This window comes from Dyadobacter sp. (genome assembly GCF_017744695.1).
Lineage (GTDB): Bacteria > Bacteroidota > Bacteroidia > Cytophagales > Spirosomataceae > Dyadobacter.
Map to the genome: position 1 here is coordinate 690,463 of NZ_JAGIAS010000001.1, position 17,359 is coordinate 707,821.

Below are 17,359 nucleotides of genomic sequence, written 5' to 3' on the forward strand. Positions count from 1 at the left end.
GGCCGGCCGTCAGTGGTCCCTACTACCTTTACGCCCCCGGCTTCCATTTGGTGCCAAAAGGGCACATTAAATTTTGTTAAAATTAGAATGCATCGAACCAAAGCTTCGTCGTCAGGCGGTCTTCCCCCTGGGCTGCGACGGCCGCTTTGTAGTTGGCTGCATTGAGTGCCTGTTCACCGGTCGGGTATGTGAGGCGGAGCGGTAATTTTCCGTTTAAAACGCCTGCATAGGCCGGTTTTAGCTGCGGATAATCGAGGCGGCGCCATTCCGCGAATGCTTCCAGGCCCTGGCTGAACAGCGCCAGCCATTTCTGCTCCCCGATCGATTTTTTATAATTCGCTGCATTGTAAGCGACCGACGGCTGGGCCAGGTAAGTCGCAATATCCGCATTGCTTACTTTGAACTGCTGCAAAGAGGCCGTCACGGCCGCTTTGTACAACTCGGCCGCATTTTCCGTAATAAAACCGCGCTGTGCAGCTTCTGCGAGGTTGAACAAAACTTCGGCATAACTCACAAAAACCGCTGGTGAAGCCGGCGCTGTGAAGTAATCGCCTAGTTTCGAGGTTTTGGTAAAACCCAGTTTTGCGGCCGAATCGGCAGGAAGGCCATTTGTCACACCAATATAGCCGGTAGGCGTCGCGTCGACGGTTTTGTTCGCAAAAACAGCCAGGCGCGGGTCTTTGAGTTCCTGCAACTTATCGATGACCGATTTGCTCACGCGGTAATCGTCGCGGGTTTCACGGTCGCGGGAAACAGGGTTCTGGTTAGGCGATGCGAGGTAAATCAGCTGCGCGATCTCGTCATTGGAGGCAATGAGGGCGCTTTTGTCTCTGGCCAGTTCCGCCACCACCGCTTTCGCCGTTTCGGGCTCCTTGTCGGCAATGCGCAATGCGATGCGCAAGCGCAATGCATTCGCGAACTTCTTCCATTTGGTGAGGTTGCCATTGTAAACAAGGTCCCCGCCGATCGGCGATCCATTGGTGTTGATCAGCTCCGTAGCCTTTTTCAAGTCAGCCAAAAGACCAATGTAGACGTCCTTTTGCGAGTCGTACTTCGGCGTGAGCGTTTCGTCCAGTTTCAGCGCCTGACTATACGGGATATCGCCGTAAAGATCTGTCAGCAATTGGAACGACCATGATTTCAGGATCAACCCCACGGCCTGGTAATTGGTATTGCCACTCTCCTCTCCGAGTTTGATAATGGCCGCAAAATCGGTCAGCCCTTGTGAATACAGGTTCGTCCAGACATTCTGCACATTGGCAATGCTGACCGTGTATTTATCCGGGTCGGTATACTGGATTTTCGCCCAATGCTGGATAAACAGCGTGGTAGTCTCCATCGAAGCGTCCGAACCGAGCGTCAGATCCGCGTTCGATTTGATCGCATTCGCAAGCAGGTACTCCGGCTGTGCCTTAATCGCCTCATTCGGGTTGGTATTGGTTTCTTCGAGCTGATCCTGGCAAGCCGTCAGTAGCAGACCGGCGGCGGCGATCACAAGTCCTTTGGTAATGTTATGGGTATACATGAATATGGGTCAATTTAAAAGCCTATTGAAAGATTGAAGCCGTAAGAAGCGGTCGTCGGCAGCTGCAACGATTCGAGCCCCTGACCAGTGTTGCCGGTGTTGAATGCCGTTTCGGGATCGATATTATCCGCTTTCTTTTGCAGGAATGCGAGGTTACGGCCGTACAGCGAGAGGATCAGGCTTTGCAGTTTGAATTTGGAAATAAATGCCTGGGGAACGGTGTAGCCGAGTTTCACTTCGCGTAATTTGATGAACGACGCGTCGAGAACGCTGGCCTCGTTGATGCCTGCGCTGTTACTGTAAACGCCCTTGTAATAGCGCTCCGCGGGAACAATCACCGTATTCGGCTTGCCATCGGTGGTTACGCCCCTGGCAATGATGCCGTCGTCGTACACAACCGCGCCCGAGGGCGCTGCGGCGGCATTCGCAACTTGTACAGCCACGCCCGCTTTGTTGTTACCCGGGTAATAGTAGGTCAAGCCGCCGTGATCGGCATCGCGACCAGGCAAAGTCGATTTCAACACGCCGGTATAACGGCCGGTGGCATTGGTGGCGGAATAAATGGAGCCCCCTTGCTTGGTATCGATGAGCACGCTCAGGTTGAACCCTTTGAAGGAGAAAGAGTTGCTGATTCCGCCCATCCATTTCGGCGTGTAATGGCCCAGCACTTGCAGACTTGGGTTCTTGGCGGGCAATCCGTTGGGGCCGATAATCTGCTCGCCATTTTCATCCCGTGCAAATGCGGATCCGAATATCGCGCCGTAGCCAAGCCCTTTGCTGGCATAAACCGTCACACCATTGGTACCGAGCTTGTAATCATTCAGAAAACCCTCGTCGTCGAGCTCCACTACCTTACTCCTGTTTCTTGAAAAATTGATCCCGATATCCCATTTAAAACCCGACTCCGTTTCAATCGGCTTCACATTCAGCATCGCCTCGACGCCCCGGTTGTTAATATGGCCCGCATTCAGGAGTTTCTGCTTATAACCGGTCGCAGGGCTTACGTCCGCACGCAAAATCTGGTTATAGCTATCCGTGTTGTAATAACTCACATCCAACCGAACGCGATTACGGAACAACGCCACATCCGCACCGATCTCGGTCGACTGTGTGATTTCCGGTTTCAAATTCTCACTCAAAAACACATCCGAAACCGTCAGTAAAGGCGCACTGCCAAATGGCTGGTTAAACGGAAAAGTATTCACAAGCTGATAAGGATCGGTGTCTTTGCCTACCTCGGCCCAGCCGCCGCGAAGTTTGGCATACGTCAGCACATTGCTCTTGATATCGAATGCGTCGGTCAGCACAAGGCTGGCATTCACCGACGGATAGAAGTACGAATTGTTGCCGGTAGGCAATGTCGAAGACCAGTCGTTACGCGCCGTGAGGTTCAAGAACGCATAGTTACGGAAACCCACCTGCGCGGAGCTGAATGCACTGTAAACCTTCTGCTTTCGCAACACATTATAGGATACCAGCGGGTCGCGCGAGTTATTCAGCGTGTACAGGTCGGCCACGGCCAGGCGCGGTGCCTGCTGGTAGTTCTGTTCGTTGAAATTGCTGCGAAGGTTACCGCCGACGAGCCAGTCGATTTCAAAGTCGGTACTTACATTCTTGTGGAAATTGAAATTGAAATCGGTGTTGTTCTCGTTCACCACGTAGCTATCCTCGGTATAGGAACCATAAGGTGTGCCGTTGGTACCGTAAGCGACTTTAAACTTGCGCTTGTCATTATAGTAGTCGTTTCCTGTCCGCACATTGGCCGTGAGCCAGTCGGTAATTTTGTAATTCAAATTCACATTACCAAAAAAGCGGTCGCGGCGTTGCTGGGCGGTGTTTTCGTATTGCAGCAAATAGGGGTTGCTGTAATAGCTGTGGTTCCAGTTATAATCGAAACCGCCTTTATTGTAATCCTTCAACAACTCGGTATCCACCTGCCGCCCGAACCACAGGAATTGCAACATCACACTGCTGCCCCGTCCGGAGGTACCCGGCAGGTTATCGGAGCTGTTCCGTGCAAAATTCGCGCTGGTCGACAACGTCAGCTTATCGTTCAGCCGGTATGTCGTATTCACCCCGAATGAGTTTTTGGAGATATCCGTGTTTGGGATCACACCGGTTTGCTTGCTGTTGTTGAATGAAAAGCGGTAGTCTACCTTATCGTTCGAGCCTGCCACCGATACGCCTGTGGTGCGTGTATGGCCCGTTACGAAAAAGTTCTTGACATTATCCGGATGCGCCACAAACGGTACAGCCTCGCCATTCGAAAAGAACTGGGGAATCAGCCGGCCATCCATTCTCGGGCCCCAGCTTTCGTCGGTAGCGTCGTTGATCCCGCCGCCTTTACCATTCACATAGGAAAATGCACCGCCGGTTCCCTGCCCGAAAACATTCTGATACTCGGGCAATACCAGCAGCTTTTCCGAAGAATAGCCAAAATTCACATTTACTCCCAGGCCTCGCTGCGTCCCTTTGCCGCTCTTGGTTTTGATCAAAATCACCCCGTTGGAAGCGCGGGAACCGTACAATGCAGCTGCATTCGGTCCTTTCAGCACGCTGATCGACTCGATGTCGTTCGGGTTAATGTCGGCGATCGCATTCGCGAAATCGCGTGAGCCGTTGGCACCCGCACCGAGCTGTGAGTTATCGACCGGAATACCGTCCACCACGAAAAGTGGCTGGTTATTACCGGCGATAGACGTTTCGCCCCGGATCACGATCCGCGACGAGCCCATCCCGCCCTGGCTGTTGGTGATGTTTACGCCCGCGATCTTGCCCGAGAGCGCATTCACGAGGTTGCCCTCCCGCGCCTCGGCGACGTCTTTGGTTTGCAACTCCTGCACCGCATAACCGAGCGATTTTTTCTCTTTGGCAATGCCGAGCGCCGTCACGACCACTTCCTGCAAAATCGTCTCGTCGCTTTCCAGCCGGACGTCGAGCTTTCCGTCGCGCGGGACAGGTAATTCAATGGATTTTAAACCGATAAACGAAAATTTCAATATCGAACCGGCGTCGGCGTCGATCGCGTAGCTGCCGTCGCTATTGGTAGAGGTGCCTTTGGAGGTACCTTTGATCAGGACGGTCACGCCGGGAAGCGCTTCACCGCTGGTGGAGGTCACCTTACCGGTAACCGGGATCGTTTGTGCCCGCGCCGGTTGCAGCCAGGCGACGCTGAAAAGGAGGAAAATCAGTACTAAATTTCTTCTCATGATGTGGATTGGAAGTTAGGGACAGCTTAAATGTTTGTGAATCAATTATTACTCTATTTATTTTATAGATTTAATATACAAATGTAATATAACCCTGCTAATTCCAACGGCTGCCGCCGCTATTTTCGGGTTATTTCTGTGCTAGGCCCAGCTGGCGATCCTTTTCCATCCCACCCGCGTCGAAATGACGGGGTCCGATTCGTAGATCCTTGTAATGGCATCCACTACCAGGTCCAGCTCCTCAAAAGTGTTGAACTTGCTGAACGAAAACCTGACGTTTTCCTTGTCGGCTTCACACGCCAGCGCCTGTATCACATGCGATGCGCCGCCTCCCTGGCACGCGCTCCCGCCCGAAACCTGTATCCCGACCTGGTCCAGCTTGGTCACCAGGCTCCCCGTGCTCAAACAGGGAAACGACACGTTCAGCACATTAACCACGCTATTTTCAATCGATTTGCTCTCGCCGTTATAACAAATGCCTTCTATCCCGCTGATCGCGAGTTTCGACACCAGGTATTGTTTCAGCTTGGAGACTTTGCTCCGGTTCGCTTCCAGGTTGCGGCAAGCTACTTCCAGTGCCTTGGCCAGCCCGACGATGCCCACCACATTTTCGGTGCCGCCACGCTGGCCCCGCTCCTGCCCGCCGCCGTAAATCAGCGGTTTCAGGTGGTGTTTTTGATGGATGTAAACAAATCCAACGCCTTTCGGCCCATGGAACTTATGCGCCGAGCCCACCAGGAAATCGATTCCGGCCTCCTGTAAATCGAAATTCGCTTTACCCATTGTTTGCGTCGTGTCGGTAAAAAACACCGCATTATACCGCTTAGCCAGCACACCGATCGCATGGATGTCAGTCAGGTTGCCGATCTCATTGTTCCCGTGCATGAGCGCGATGAGCGTGCGCGGGTTCGCCCGCAGGAGGTTTTCCAGATGGTACAGGTCTATGTTACCGCGTTCATCCAGCTTCACGAAACTTGTTTCAATATCACCCTCTTTCTCATGGCGTTTCAATGTTTGCAACACCGCCTTATGTTCGATCCGACTGGTGATCACGTGGCTCAGGTCATAAGCCTGGATCGCGCCCGATAGCACAAGGTTGATCCCCTCCGTCGCACCGGCTGTAAAGTAAATTTCCTCCGGCGAAGCACTCAGCAGATGTGCTACCGAACGGCGCGCCTGGTCTACGGCTTCCTTTACCCTTCTTCCCGCACCGTGCGCCGACGAAGGATTGGCATAATGGGTAGTCAAAAACGGCAGTATCGCCTCTATCACTTCCGGGTCCAGGGCGGTTGTAGCCGCGTTATCCAGATAAATTTCCATGTGTCTCTGGTTTGTTGTTGATCAAAGTTTTTTCGGCAAGACACAGGTTTCCGGAGGCCTGACCAGCCTGATCCACTGCGCAATACCAGTTTACTACTGTGGTTGGATTTTCAGATTTATCAATAGAATTAGGTTGGGGCACCTTGACGAGTCACAGGTTGCCAGAAGATCATAGAGCCTAACCTCTCCCTTCGTTCTCAATAAATCTATAAATTCGATGGACAAAGATTGATAAAAGATTTTAAGAATGCAAAAAAACGGGGGCGTTTTTTACTTTCGAAATTTGAACGAGGGCGTTTTTTTGATATTTTTACTCTCGTTTGGAAAACGAAGGTAAAAAACGTCCTCGTCCTTACCATGAAATACAGCCCGTTAAAACCGTACAATAATCTGCCTGATTTGCCTCCCAAGGGTAAAATAGAAACAAAAACTGTCTTCAAAAAGGTGATTTCGGCTAGCAGGGCACTGTCGGAACTGAAAGGTGCTATCACAAATCTTCCCAATCCGCTCCTGTTTATCGACACGATCAATTTACAGGAAGCGCAGGCGAGTTCGGCCATTGAGAATATCATCACCACTCAGGATGCGCTTTTTCAGGCATCCATTGTTGAAAAGAATATCGACGACGCTCCCACCAAAGAAGTAATCCATTATAAAGATGCATTATGGTATGGCCTGGAAGAAATCAGAAAAAGGCCCGTCCTGACGACCAATCTTTTCATTGCCATTATGCAGATCATCAAAGAAAACCAGTCAGGCATACGAAACATCCCGGGAACCCAGCTGAAAAACCCGGCAAGCGGACAAGTTATTTACACACCGCCGGACAGCGCAGAAGTGATCCGGAAAAAGCTCGCGGCACTTGAAAACTTCATTAATATCGACGATGACCTGGATCCGCTCATCAAACTCGCATTAATACATTACCAGTTTGAAGCCATCCACCCGTTTTTTGACGGCAATGGGCGCACCGGCCGGATTATTTTACTGCTTTACCTGAAACAATGCGGCCTGCTCGACCTGCCTGCGCTTTATTTGAGTAGTTATATTCTCAAAAACAAGAACGCTTACTATCTCAACATCCGCAATGTCACAGAGAAAGGTAACTGGGAGAACTGGGTCCTTTATATGCTGGATATGATTGAGGTCACTTCGCGCGAGAGCCGCACCAGAATCGAGCACATTGCCCTGTTAATGAAGGAAATGGGTGAAGAAATCCAGAAGATCCTTCCGAAAATCTATTCCAAAGATCTACTGGAAGTGCTTTTCAGGTTACCCTATACCAAAAGAAGTTCACTGGAAAATGCGGGATTAGGTAATATCAAAACGGTTGGAAACTACCTGAAAACGCTCGAAGAGAAGAATTTCCTGCGAAGTGTGACGGTTGGGAAGGAGAAGCTTTACCTCAATTTCAGGTTAATGGAGATTTTGAAAAATCAGGGATAACCTAATATATGCTACTAAGACCGCTTGCATATCAATCCCTCGACTTTGCTCATTTGATTGATTACCTAAGCTGGACAGAGCCTAGTTTGCGGAAAAAATTCATCATCAAGCTAACCTTTTCAAACTTTGGCAAGTGCTGCAACATTGAAATTACTGGCATTCGAGCGGCTGCGCGATGCGGAATGCCTCATCGCGAACGGTCATGCTGGCGCGGCGTATTACATTGGTGGGTATGCGATTGAATTAGCCCTCAAAGCCGTGGTTTGTAAAAGACTGAACATCGAAATATTTGAAAGAGAGGTGGTGCCACGGCATATTGCCAAGTCATTTATGATTCATGACCTCCTCGACCTTTTAATTCTGTCTGGGCTGACGAACGATTTGGAAAACGCCTGTATAGAGGACTATGTCTTTCAGGTAAGCTGGACCCGGATAGCGATATGGTCGGAACAACGCAGATACGAACTGGGCTGTTCGGCTACAAAAGTCGAAGTATTTGTTATTTCTCTAAAAATTGTTATGCAATGGTTGCAACAGCATTGGTAGAAACACTGCAAAAAGTGTTTCAGGAAGCAAAAAAAGACGGTCTAATCATAGATGCAATCGGCCTAGCACCCGCCTTTCACGGAATGGGAAAAGACAGCTACGTGCTCGGTGTCAGTGCGCCATCACTCTCGGAAGTACATGAGTATGAAAGTATGGAGATCATCCTAAAATTACTGTGGCAACGTGTAACACCAGAACAACGAAGGATGATAAACCGGGTCAGGGTATTTAACAATATAGAAGACCTCGATGACCATAAATACAATGACTTTGCAGATTACCCTTACGAAGGTTACGTTGGCATTCAACGAAAATTGCCTCAATTATATCCAGTCGATTAAACGCCCTCCAAACGGGGGCGTTTAATCGACGTTTTTCACCCTCGTCCGAGTACCGAAGGTAACTTTTGTCCTTGTCATTTCACTTCCTTCTTCAACTCTTCATACCGCTTCCGTAGCTTTTTCAGCGTGGATTTCGCCGAAGGCCGCTTCGCGAGATTCACCGTTTCATACGGATCTTTTGCGTTGTTATAAAGCTCCTCATACCCATGCTCGGTGTAAAGCATGTACTTCCAATGCCCGCTCACAACGCCTTCGACTTTCGGCAAGCGCGGGCTTCCTAAATAGGTGTGTTCATAGAAAAAATCCTTGCGGGCCGGTAGCTTCTTTTGTTCGACCGCGAGCAGGTCGTAACCCTGAATGGCAGGTGCAGCGGCTATGCCTGCGAACGAAAGAATAGTAGGCGCAATATCAATATTGAGTGCCAGCTGATTGGACGAACGGTTTTGTAAACTTTTAGGCAATGCGCCGCCGGAAATGATCAGCGGTACGCGGATGGATTCTTCAAAACCAAACCATTTCCCTTCCAAGCCGTGCTCTCCGAGCGAAAAACCGTTGTCACCCATGAAAATAATGACCGTGTTCTGATCGATTTGCAGGTTTTTGAGCTGGGCTACCATCTTGCCGACTACTTCGTCCACGCCGGTAATAAGGCGATAGTAGTCACGGGTAGTTTGCTGGCGCAATTCGGGCGTGGATAGCAGGGGCTTCCATCTGTCACGGCCGATGTTCTGGTCGGTGCGGAAGAACGCGGGAAGGCTATCCCAATATTGCGGCGCGGCCGTGAGCGGGTCCGGGATCTTCACATGCTCATACAAAGACTTAAAACGCTCCTGCACCGGGTATTGCGGAGGGTTACCATCGAGTTCGTGCGGCGCTTTGAAACTCACGGAAAGACAAAAAGGGGTTTCCTGGTTTGCGAAACGATCGAGAAATTGCGTAATATCCTTCCCTACGCTATCGGTGTGGTGAATGATGTGACCGCTTTGATTGACCAATTCATAGGGCGGCTGCCCTTCCTTCCTGGCCGCCCAGTAATCAAACAGCGTATCGGGCTGGTTCTTCACCCCTATCCCGAATTTCCCGATAAAACCGATCTTATACCCCGCCCTTTTGAGCAATGCGGGATAGGTTCGAGCGAGCGCCTCCGGTTTGAAATCCGTGTTAAAATCATTGATCCCGTGCCGCGACATATATTGCCCGCTCAGTAAACTGGCCCGGCTCACCATGCATATGGCAGTGGTCACATGCGCATTCCTGAACAGAATGCCCCGTTTCGCCAGTGCATCGAGGTGTGGGGTTTGGATGATCTTATTGCCCATTGCACCTAACGCATCCCAACGGTGGTCATCGGTAAGGAGGAAGATGATGTTCGGCCTTTTGGCCTGCTGCGCGAGCGCCGCGCAGGTACACGCCAGCACGAGCACGGTGATGATCAACGTCTTTTGCATATTACAAACCGCTCACGCGGAGACTATCCTTGCCGTCGTACCGGTAATTCCATTGCCGCATATATTCGTCGGCGGTCAGGAATTTGTCTTTTGCCTCAGCCAATTTCGTGCGGAGCGCTTTTTCGAGTTTTGCCTGTAGGTTAGCGTAGGCCGGTGAACCGACGAGATTTTTCATTTGATAAGGATCTTTTGCATTATCATACAAAAGCCACGGACCTTTCAAATCTCTCACATAGGTGTATTGTTTCGTCCGAATGCCCCGATATTCCTTACCGCCATTCATGAAATTGTTTTCATGAAACGGAACCGGCACCTGGATCAATGCGGCCTCGTTACCGGTTGGCTTTTGTTTGCCGGCGAGGATAGCGGCGTAGTTGGTCCCCTCCACCCCTTTCGGGATTTTTATTTGGGTGATGCCCAGCAGAGTAGGAAGTATATCTACATTCGAAAACGGCATTGCAAGCTCACGTTTGGTATTTCCCAAACCTGCCGGATAATGCACCAGCAGCGGCACCAATACCGATTCGTCCCAGGGTTTCTGCTTCCTGATTTTACCTTGCGAGTAAAGCATATCACCGTGATCGGAAGTAAAAAGCACGACCGTATGCTCCTCTACACCTGCCTTTTTCAACGCTTCCAGCAAATCACCTGCCGATTTATCGAGTGCGGTGCAGTGGGCATAATATCCAGCCAGGTCCTTCCGGGCTTTCGATTCGAGTGAATCGGGCACATTCGGGCGTAGTTTCAGCTTCGCCGGATCGTACATTTTGCGGTAGGACTCGGGTGCGGTCTGGTAAGGATCATGCGGCGGTCCCCATGAAAGTACCAGCAGAAATGGCCTTTTTTTGTTTCTGTCAATAAAACTAATGGCGCTGTCGGTCTGAGGAAATACATCGTAACCCGCCCATTCATAACGCACATCATTTTCATCGAAATAGAATGAGCTGTTGTAATCGTGCGTCACTTCCCGGGCTTTCCAGTAATCGAACCCCTGCCGGCGATCGCGGGGGACGGCACGGTTGCGGGCGGCGAATTGCTTTTCATAGTTGGCCTGCCCGTTAATATGCCATTTGCCGATGTACCCGGTCGCGTAACCCGCAGCCTTGTAAATCTCGGCCATGGTGAGCGCCTCGTTCCGCAAGGGGCGGTCGTTGTAAAAAACGCCGTGCGTAAGGGGGTACTGGCCTGTGAGCAGGCTCGCACGTGCCGGGCTGCATACCGGCATCACCGACACCGCTGTCGTAAAAACTACGCTGCGTTTCGCCAGCTTGTCGAGATTGGGCGTTTTCACATCCGTATTACCGGCATATCCGAGCGACTGTGCATTCCATTGGTCGGCGAGCACGATGACGATATTAGGCTTTCGTGGCGCAAGTGGCTGGCCGGCTCGCCAGGCAAATCCGGTTGCCATGGCCAGCACAATGCCAACCATAGATAAACGGATCGCATATCGATATTTTGAAATCATTTTCCTGCTTCTTGCTGCGCTTCCGGATAACCTTTTTTTAGCAAAACAGCCAATTCATTAACTGTAATGACGAAATTGTTATCCTTCGCCAGGTTTGTAAATTCTCCCGGGTCCTTCTGGTGGTCATACAACTCCACACCAGCCTTCCCGCCGTCCCATTCGGTATAACGGAAGCGTTCCGTACGCACGCTGCGGCCGAAAATCTGGCCTCTTCTTACCTGAGTATAGGCAGGTTTATCCCAAACGGCCGAAGGGTTTTTCAACAATGGTGTAAGGCTTTTGCCTTGCAGATTCTGTTTAGGATCCAGGCCACAGAGGTCGGCGAGCGTAGGATAAATGTCGACCAGCTCCACCGTACGGCCCGAGGCTTTTCCCCTGGTACCACCCGGAACCGTAATAATGAGCGGTACGCGCGCCGAGTTTTCAAAAAGGCTCTGCTTCATCCATTGTCCGTGCTGCCCCACGTTATAGCCGTGATCGCTCCAAAGCACGATAATTGTTTTCTCAGCCAGTTTCAATTGATCGACAGCGTCGATCAACCGGCCCACCTGCGCATCCATGAAGGTGATCGTCGCATAATAAGCCCGCAATGCCTCGCGGCGTTTGGCTTCGTCGAGGCCCCAGTGCGGTGGTTTGGTGAACAATGCAGCTTCGGGAACGTCGTCGAGGTCGTTCGGGACTTCTTTGGGAAGCGGCACCTTGTCCACATCATACATATCGAAGTACTTTTGAGGTGCGACATAAGGTGTATGCGGCCTGAAAAAGCCCACTGCCAGGAAAAACGGCTCATTCTTTTTCTCAGTCATGATTTTGATGGCCTCGCTGGCGATCATCCCGTCGGTCTGCTCCTCGTCGGCACCCTCCGTCGCGCGCCATGCCAATGCGCTTCCGAGTGCGCGGTCGGGCGTGAGATTTTTGATCAACGGCTCCTCGGTTTTATCACGCCCTTTCGGATTCACGCGATAGTTCCATGAATCCGGGTCGTCCAGCCCGTCGGTACCGATCTGTCCCGGCACACCGTAATGGTATATTTTGCCGACGCGGGCGCTGTAATAGTCGTTATTCTTGAAAAGTTGTGGCAGCGTCACAATGTCCGGCAGATTTTTGCGGAAGTGCGTCTGCAATTCGTAGATCTTCGTCACATCGGGCCGCTGGCCGGTCAGCAGCGACGAACGGCTCGGACTGCAAAGCGGAAACTGCGTATAAGCCCTGTCGAACCGTACACCCCGTTTGGCCAGACGGTCGATATTCGGGGATTTCACGAATGTATTCCCGTAAGTACCCAGGTCGTTGTTAAGGTCGTCGACCGCGATAAACAGGACGTTGTACTTCGGTTTGGCCTTGTCGTCTCCATCCGCGGCTACCGACGCAGCGAACGGGGTAAGTGAAAGCGCCGCCAGCGCCAGCAATGCATATTTTTTCATCATAGATTGTGGTTTAAATTATTCCTTGCCCTCTTTCACTGTCGGGGCGTCGTTTGCATCAGTTTTAGGCAAAGACTTTGCCAGTTCCGCCTTCACAGATGCATATTTCGCATCGGTAGCCAGGTTCTTCCATTCCTGCGGGTCGGTATCGTGGTCGTAAAGCTCCTCCGATCCGTCCTGGTAGCGGATGTAACGGTATTTCTCGGAACGCACCGCGTGATTGCCCAAGCCATGGGTGGTAACCGACGGATGGTTCCAAGCCAGGGCCGGATTTTCCAGCAGCGGTACAATGCTGTTGCCCTCCACTCCTTTTTTCGCAGGTAATTTACACAATTCGGTAAGCGTCGGGTAGATATCCATGAGGTTCACAGTACGTTCCGAAACGCCATTGGCTTTCGATAAGCCGGGCGCATAAACAATGAAGGGCACACGTGAAGCCTCTTCCCACAAGGCAAACTTCCGCCAATGCTCCTTCTCGCCCAGGTGCCAGCCGTGGTCGCCGAAGAAAACAATGACCGTATTTTTGGCATAGTCACTTTTTTCCAATGCATCCAGCAAGCGGCCGATCTGCCCGTCGGCAAACGTAATGCTTGCCAGATATCCCTGTACAGCCTTTTCCCATTGTTTATGTTCGACGATAAACCGGTGGTCTCCCTTCGGCTTGGCGATTTTCACGCCTGCGTCCGGCACGTCCTGCAAGTCGTTGGCAATGGTTTTAGGCAGTTGGATAGAAGACAATGGGTACTGGTCAAAATACTTTTGCGGTACATACCAGGGCAAGTGCGGCCGTGTAAAACCGACAGCCAGGAAGAACGGCTTTTCATGTTTATCGTTCAGGAAACCAATGCCTTCATTCACAACCTTATAATCACCCATATCCTCATCCTGCACATTCACAGGGCTCCAATCGAAATGCGCGAAGCCATTAACAGGCGCCTTGGGCGGCTCGGGAGATTTGGGGATGTCGAAATAGGAAGGCCACGAAGCGTCGTCGTTGAATGCGTTGTGAAAAATTTTGCCGGCTCCCTTTACCTCGTACCCGTTGGCCGTGAAGTATTGCGGAATGGTGACAGCGTCCTTCAAAACGGGCCGCCAGGGCTGGTTGTTATGGTAAACCCCGGAACTGGAAGGCCTCACGCCCGTGAGCAGGCTCGCGCGCGACGGGTTGCACGCAGGCGCAGAACAATAGGCTTTTTTGAAAACCACTCCCTTTTTCGCCAGCTTGTCGATATTCGGTGTTTTAATGCCCGGGTACCCGCCAAACGGCCCGATCCAGTCGTTCATATCGTCGACCGCGATAAACAGGACGTTGTATTTCGTGTTTTGGGCGCATACAGGTTGAGCCAGCGTCCAGATCGCCAGCCACATTGTTCCAAAAACAAAGCGATAGTTTTTAAGCATTTTTTTGAATTGTCTGTTAAAAAGGCGACTCCGATAGAGTCTTACATTTCTTTGATATTCACTTTTGCTACAAACAGGTTGCTCCTCCGGAGCTTGCGTAGCGCCATTACCGCGGAGCGGTTCCCTGTTTGTAGAAAGGTGGTCATCCGGCATGCTGCTCCGCAGGTGCCTCGCTGGCTATGACGCCAATAAATTAATCTCCCTTTTCCGCAAATGCCGGATCAGGCTCCAAGCCCGGCAATATTACCTTCGCTACGCCGGGATCGCCGAATTTCCAGGCCGGCAGCTTATCCATCTCTGCCTGAAATACCTTCCTGATCTTCTCCCCTTCCGGACCGGCTTTACCCGTTGCAATCGGATTTTTCTCTTCAATATCTTTTTGCAAATCATAAAAGCGGCCGTCGGAATAGAGCTTGTAATGTTTGTCCCTGAAAAACCGCGCCGACTGCCTGTTGGCCGCTTCGGAATGGATGGGCTGGTAATGCGAGAAAATCCATTTCCGGGGCGTGCCTTTTTCACCCTTAATCTGCGGCAGAATGCTCGTACCATCTGTATTCCAGCCCGCCGGCACTTTCACGTTCGCGGCTTGTGCGATGGTCGGAAGGATGTCGGTGAAATCTACCAGGTCGTTCGTTTCGTGGGTCTTGTAGCGCCCTGAGCCCCAGTTCACGATCAGCGGCACGTGGTGGCCCCGGTCGATCGTCAACCCTTTGCCGCCTTGCAGCTTGCTGCCATCTTTCAGTTGCGTCACGATGGGCCTGCCGGTGCCATTATCGCCGGTAAAAATGATAATCGTGTTCTCGTACAATCCGAGGTCTTTCAGCTTCTGCACGATCTTGCCGACATTCTTGTCAAGATAGGAAACCATATCCCTGAAATTGGCCGTATCCTTTTTGAAACGCCCTTCCACATCCGATTTCCAGCTTTTACTGTCCGGCGTCGGCAAGAAAGGGTCGTGCACGAGCGCCATCGGGAAATAAGCCAGGAACTTGCGGTCCTTGTTCTTTTCGATGAAGTCGAGCATATAATCGGTGAAAATATCGGGGCCGTAATCGTCGGCGTCCGTTTTCAGGATTTCACCGTCGCGGTCGATGAGCGGCTTGGCATAACGTTCGCCCTCGCGGCGCGGCTTGCTGAGCTGCCAGAGGCAATATTGGTCGAAACCAAAGTGTTTCGGCAACTTCTGATTGGCGCCGAGTTGCCATTTCCCCGCGATTGCCGTGGCGTAACCCGCTTCTTTCGCCAGATGCGCGAAAGTCTTCTGATCCTGGTTCAGAAATCCGAATTCAGAATAATTCTTGTAGTTATACTTCCCGGTCATGATCTGCACACGCGAAGGCGTGCAAAGCGGTTGGGAAAAACCGTAGTTGAATTTCAAACCCTCTTTCGCAAGCTGATCGATATTCGGGGTCCGGTAGGTACTTCCGTACGTTCCAATGCATTCCTTACCCATGTCATCGGCCAGGATCAGGACAATGTTGGGCGATTGCTTCTGCGCCCAGGCAGTCGCCAGTGTAAAGAGCGTCAGAAGTAGGGTCAGATGTTTTTTAATGGTCATGGGTAGTCAGGTGTTGTCATGAATGGTCAGGTATTGTCGGGATTATTTTCCGCTGCCGGCGCTGGCTTCTTTTTTGGCTTTATCGTAATCATAAAACCACTTGAAAGTCTTGTCATAATCCTCGGCGCCGACGCGTTTGTACCACGCTTCATATTGGGCAACGAGCTTTTGGGCGATCTCAGGCTGCTTGTCGAACTGGTCGTGCAGTTCCGTACGGTCCTTTTCTACATCGTACAATTGCCATTTCTCCGTCTTTTCGGCCACGAGTTTCCACTTGCCTTCGCGGACAGCGCGGTTCCCTTCATGTTCCCAGAAAATCGGGTTTTTACGGTTGATGGGCTTTCCGGCGAATGCGGGTTTCAGGCTTGCTCCTTCCAGCGGCTGGATGGTGTTACCTGCGTAATTGGAGGGATATTTTGCATTCCCCAAATCTACCAATGTGGCCATAATGTCGATAATATGCGCCGGCTGGCGTTCGAATTGGCCATTGCGCGATGCCGGGATGCCCGCGGGCCACGAGATAATGCCCGGCGACGAAATGCCGCCCTCGTGCGTATGGTGTTTGTAAGCCCAAAACGGCGTGCAAGCCGCTTCCGCCCAGCCCTGCCCCAGGAAAACGGACGATTTTGCGGTACCCGGTTGCTCACCTTCGTAACGGCCTTCGATACCGGGCTCGGCATTACCGCCGTTGTCGGATACAAAAAGAATGACCGTGTTGTCAAAGACCCCGCGCTTTTTCAGGCCCGCTACCAGGTCGCCGATGCTTTTGTCGAGCCGGTAGATCACCGCCGCGTAAATCGCCATCATGTCGTCATACCGTTTCTTTTCCGCGTCGCTCAGACTGTCCCATTGCTTCACATTCGGGTTAATGGGCGGCAGTTTCCACGACGGGTCCACCAAGCCGAGCTTGATTTGTTTCTCATACCGCTCCTGGCGTAATTTCTCCCAGCCTTTCAGGTATTTACCTCGGAATTTCGCAATATCCGCTTCGGGCGCCTGCAATGGGAAATGGGGCGCATTGTGTGCGAGATAGAGCATAAACGGCTTTTTCTCAGCCGCCGCTTCGTCGATAAACCGCAGGCCGTAATCCGTCCAGAGATCGGTCGAGTACCAATCTTTCGGCAGCTTGTCCGAGTCGTTGGGGATTTCCTGCCCGTTCAGGAACAGTTTCGCATTGGCGCCATTGGCATAATAAAAGCCTCCCGCAGGCGCATGTAGCGAGCGATCGAAGCCGCGGTTCGAAGGGTACACGCCGTGCTGGTGGCCGACGTGCCATTTACCGGTCATGGCCGTAAAATAGCCAGCGCTTTTCATGACCTCGGCGATGGTCACGCTGTTATGGTTCAGTTGCCCGCGGTAGGCAGGATGGTCGGCACCTTTGTCGTCCATCATATGCCCGATCCCCGCCTGATGGCTGTACACCCCCGTGAGCAGGGCCGCGCGCGTGGGACAGCAGCGGGCGGTATTGTAAAAATTGGTCAGCCTTACGCCATTCCGGGCGAGTTCGTCGAGGTTAGGCGTCGTGATTTCGCTGCCGTAACAACCCAGATCGGCATAGCCCAGGTCGTCGGCCAGGATCACGATCACATTGGGTTTCTTTTGGGCAAAAACATTCTGCGCGGTAAGCGCGACGGCCAGCACGAGCCAGCTGATTCGTCTTTTTAGCATATACA

At 51.7% G+C, this 17,359-nt stretch carries 12 protein-coding genes and 1 riboswitch; of the genes, 3 read left to right on the forward strand and 9 right to left on the reverse strand.

All coding sequences use genetic code 11. The annotated features are described in order from the left end of the window. Positions 1 to 82: 82 nt before the first annotated feature. From J7619_RS02685 to J7619_RS02695, 3 genes are all read right to left on the reverse strand, one after another. On the reverse strand, positions 83 to 1,525 hold the full coding sequence (locus J7619_RS02685; RefSeq protein ID WP_291193635.1) for a SusD/RagB family nutrient-binding outer membrane lipoprotein: 1,443 nt from the start codon (positions 1,523 to 1,525) through the stop codon (positions 83 to 85). Positions 1,526 to 1,539: 14 nt separating this feature from the next. Further along, complete coding sequence (locus J7619_RS02690) at positions 1,540 to 4,734, reverse strand: SusC/RagA family TonB-linked outer membrane protein (protein ID WP_291193637.1); 3,195 nt, start codon at positions 4,732 to 4,734, stop codon at positions 1,540 to 1,542. 141 nt (positions 4,735 to 4,875) lie between these two features. Next, a complete protein-coding gene (locus J7619_RS02695) occupies positions 4,876 to 6,054 on the reverse strand; it encodes a cysteine desulfurase family protein (RefSeq protein WP_291193639.1) in 1,179 nt (392 codons plus the stop codon). Between the two features lie 113 nt (positions 6,055 to 6,167). Then, positions 6,168 to 6,261: riboswitch (SAM riboswitch) on the reverse strand. Positions 6,262 to 6,411: 150 nt separating this feature from the next. Between J7619_RS02695 and J7619_RS02700 the strand changes: the two genes are divergently transcribed. The 3 genes from J7619_RS02700 to J7619_RS02710 all read left to right on the forward strand — a co-directional run bounded on the left by J7619_RS02700 (position 6,412) and on the right by J7619_RS02710 (position 8,387). After that, positions 6,412 to 7,500 carry a Fic family protein gene (locus J7619_RS02700; protein ID WP_291193642.1) on the forward strand — a complete coding sequence of 363 codons (1,089 nt, stop codon included), beginning with the start codon at positions 6,412 to 6,414 and terminating at the stop codon, positions 7,498 to 7,500. A 126-nt stretch (positions 7,501 to 7,626) separates the two neighbouring features. Further along, the gene (locus tag J7619_RS02705; protein ID WP_291193644.1) at positions 7,627 to 8,046 is read left to right on the forward strand and encodes a hypothetical protein; all 420 of its coding nucleotides are present in this window, start codon (positions 7,627 to 7,629) and stop codon (positions 8,044 to 8,046) included. Further along, on the forward strand, positions 8,025 to 8,387 hold the full coding sequence (locus J7619_RS02710; RefSeq protein ID WP_291193645.1) for a hypothetical protein: 363 nt from the start codon (positions 8,025 to 8,027) through the stop codon (positions 8,385 to 8,387). The genes J7619_RS02705 and J7619_RS02710 overlap by 22 nt, the downstream gene beginning before the upstream one ends. A 74-nt stretch (positions 8,388 to 8,461) precedes the next feature. On the opposite strand, the gene J7619_RS02715 is transcribed toward J7619_RS02710, so the two are convergent. The 6 genes from J7619_RS02715 to J7619_RS02740 form a co-directional block, all read right to left on the reverse strand. Beyond that, positions 8,462 to 9,835, reverse strand: a complete 1,374-nt coding sequence (locus J7619_RS02715; RefSeq protein WP_291193647.1) for a sulfatase — start codon at positions 9,833 to 9,835, stop codon at positions 8,462 to 8,464. Between the two features lies 1 nt (position 9,836). Beyond that, positions 9,837 to 11,303 carry a sulfatase gene (locus tag J7619_RS02720; protein WP_291193649.1) on the reverse strand — a complete coding sequence of 489 codons (1,467 nt, stop codon included), beginning with the start codon at positions 11,301 to 11,303 and terminating at the stop codon, positions 9,837 to 9,839. Then, complete coding sequence (locus tag J7619_RS02725; protein WP_291193651.1) at positions 11,300 to 12,730, reverse strand: sulfatase; 1,431 nt, start codon at positions 12,728 to 12,730, stop codon at positions 11,300 to 11,302. Before J7619_RS02725 ends, J7619_RS02720 begins: the two co-directional genes overlap by 4 nt. Positions 12,731 to 12,745: 15 nt before the next feature. Beyond that, entirely contained in the window at positions 12,746 to 14,128 is a 1,383-nt protein-coding gene (locus J7619_RS02730) for a sulfatase (RefSeq protein ID WP_291193653.1), read from the reverse strand. A gap of 193 nt (positions 14,129 to 14,321) precedes the next feature. Beyond that, positions 14,322 to 15,686 (reverse strand): sulfatase-like hydrolase/transferase, encoded by a 1,365-nt coding sequence (locus J7619_RS02735; RefSeq protein ID WP_291193655.1) that lies wholly within the window; start codon positions 15,684 to 15,686, stop codon positions 14,322 to 14,324. A 42-nt stretch (positions 15,687 to 15,728) separates the two neighbouring features. Next, the gene (locus tag J7619_RS02740) at positions 15,729 to 17,354 is read right to left on the reverse strand and encodes an arylsulfatase (RefSeq protein ID WP_291193657.1); all 1,626 of its coding nucleotides are present in this window, start codon (positions 17,352 to 17,354) and stop codon (positions 15,729 to 15,731) included. Positions 17,355 to 17,359: the final 5 nt, after the last annotated feature.

Excerpts from the sequence above, each read along its gene's own strand:
- J7619_RS02685 (WP_291193635.1), bottom strand. The coding sequence starts at position 1,525 with ATGTATACCCATAACATTACCAAAGGACTTGTGATCGCCGCCGCCGGT.
- J7619_RS02690 (WP_291193637.1), bottom strand. The coding sequence starts at position 4,734 with ATGAGAAGAAATTTAGTACTGATTTTCCTCCTTTTCAGCGTCGCCTGG.
- J7619_RS02695 (WP_291193639.1), bottom strand. The coding sequence starts at position 6,054 with ATGGAAATTTATCTGGATAACGCGGCTACAACCGCCCTGGACCCGGAA.
- J7619_RS02700 (WP_291193642.1), top strand. The coding sequence starts at position 6,412 with ATGAAATACAGCCCGTTAAAACCGTACAATAATCTGCCTGATTTGCCT.
- J7619_RS02710 (WP_291193645.1), top strand. The coding sequence starts at position 8,025 with ATGGTTGCAACAGCATTGGTAGAAACACTGCAAAAAGTGTTTCAGGAA.
- J7619_RS02715 (WP_291193647.1), bottom strand. The coding sequence starts at position 9,835 with ATGCAAAAGACGTTGATCATCACCGTGCTCGTGCTGGCGTGTACCTGC.
- J7619_RS02720 (WP_291193649.1), bottom strand. The coding sequence starts at position 11,303 with ATGATTTCAAAATATCGATATGCGATCCGTTTATCTATGGTTGGCATT.
- J7619_RS02725 (WP_291193651.1), bottom strand. The coding sequence starts at position 12,730 with ATGATGAAAAAATATGCATTGCTGGCGCTGGCGGCGCTTTCACTTACC.
- J7619_RS02730 (WP_291193653.1), bottom strand. The coding sequence starts at position 14,128 with ATGCTTAAAAACTATCGCTTTGTTTTTGGAACAATGTGGCTGGCGATC.
- J7619_RS02735 (WP_291193655.1), bottom strand. The coding sequence starts at position 15,686 with ATGACCATTAAAAAACATCTGACCCTACTTCTGACGCTCTTTACACTG.
- J7619_RS02740 (WP_291193657.1), bottom strand. The coding sequence starts at position 17,354 with ATGCTAAAAAGACGAATCAGCTGGCTCGTGCTGGCCGTCGCGCTTACC.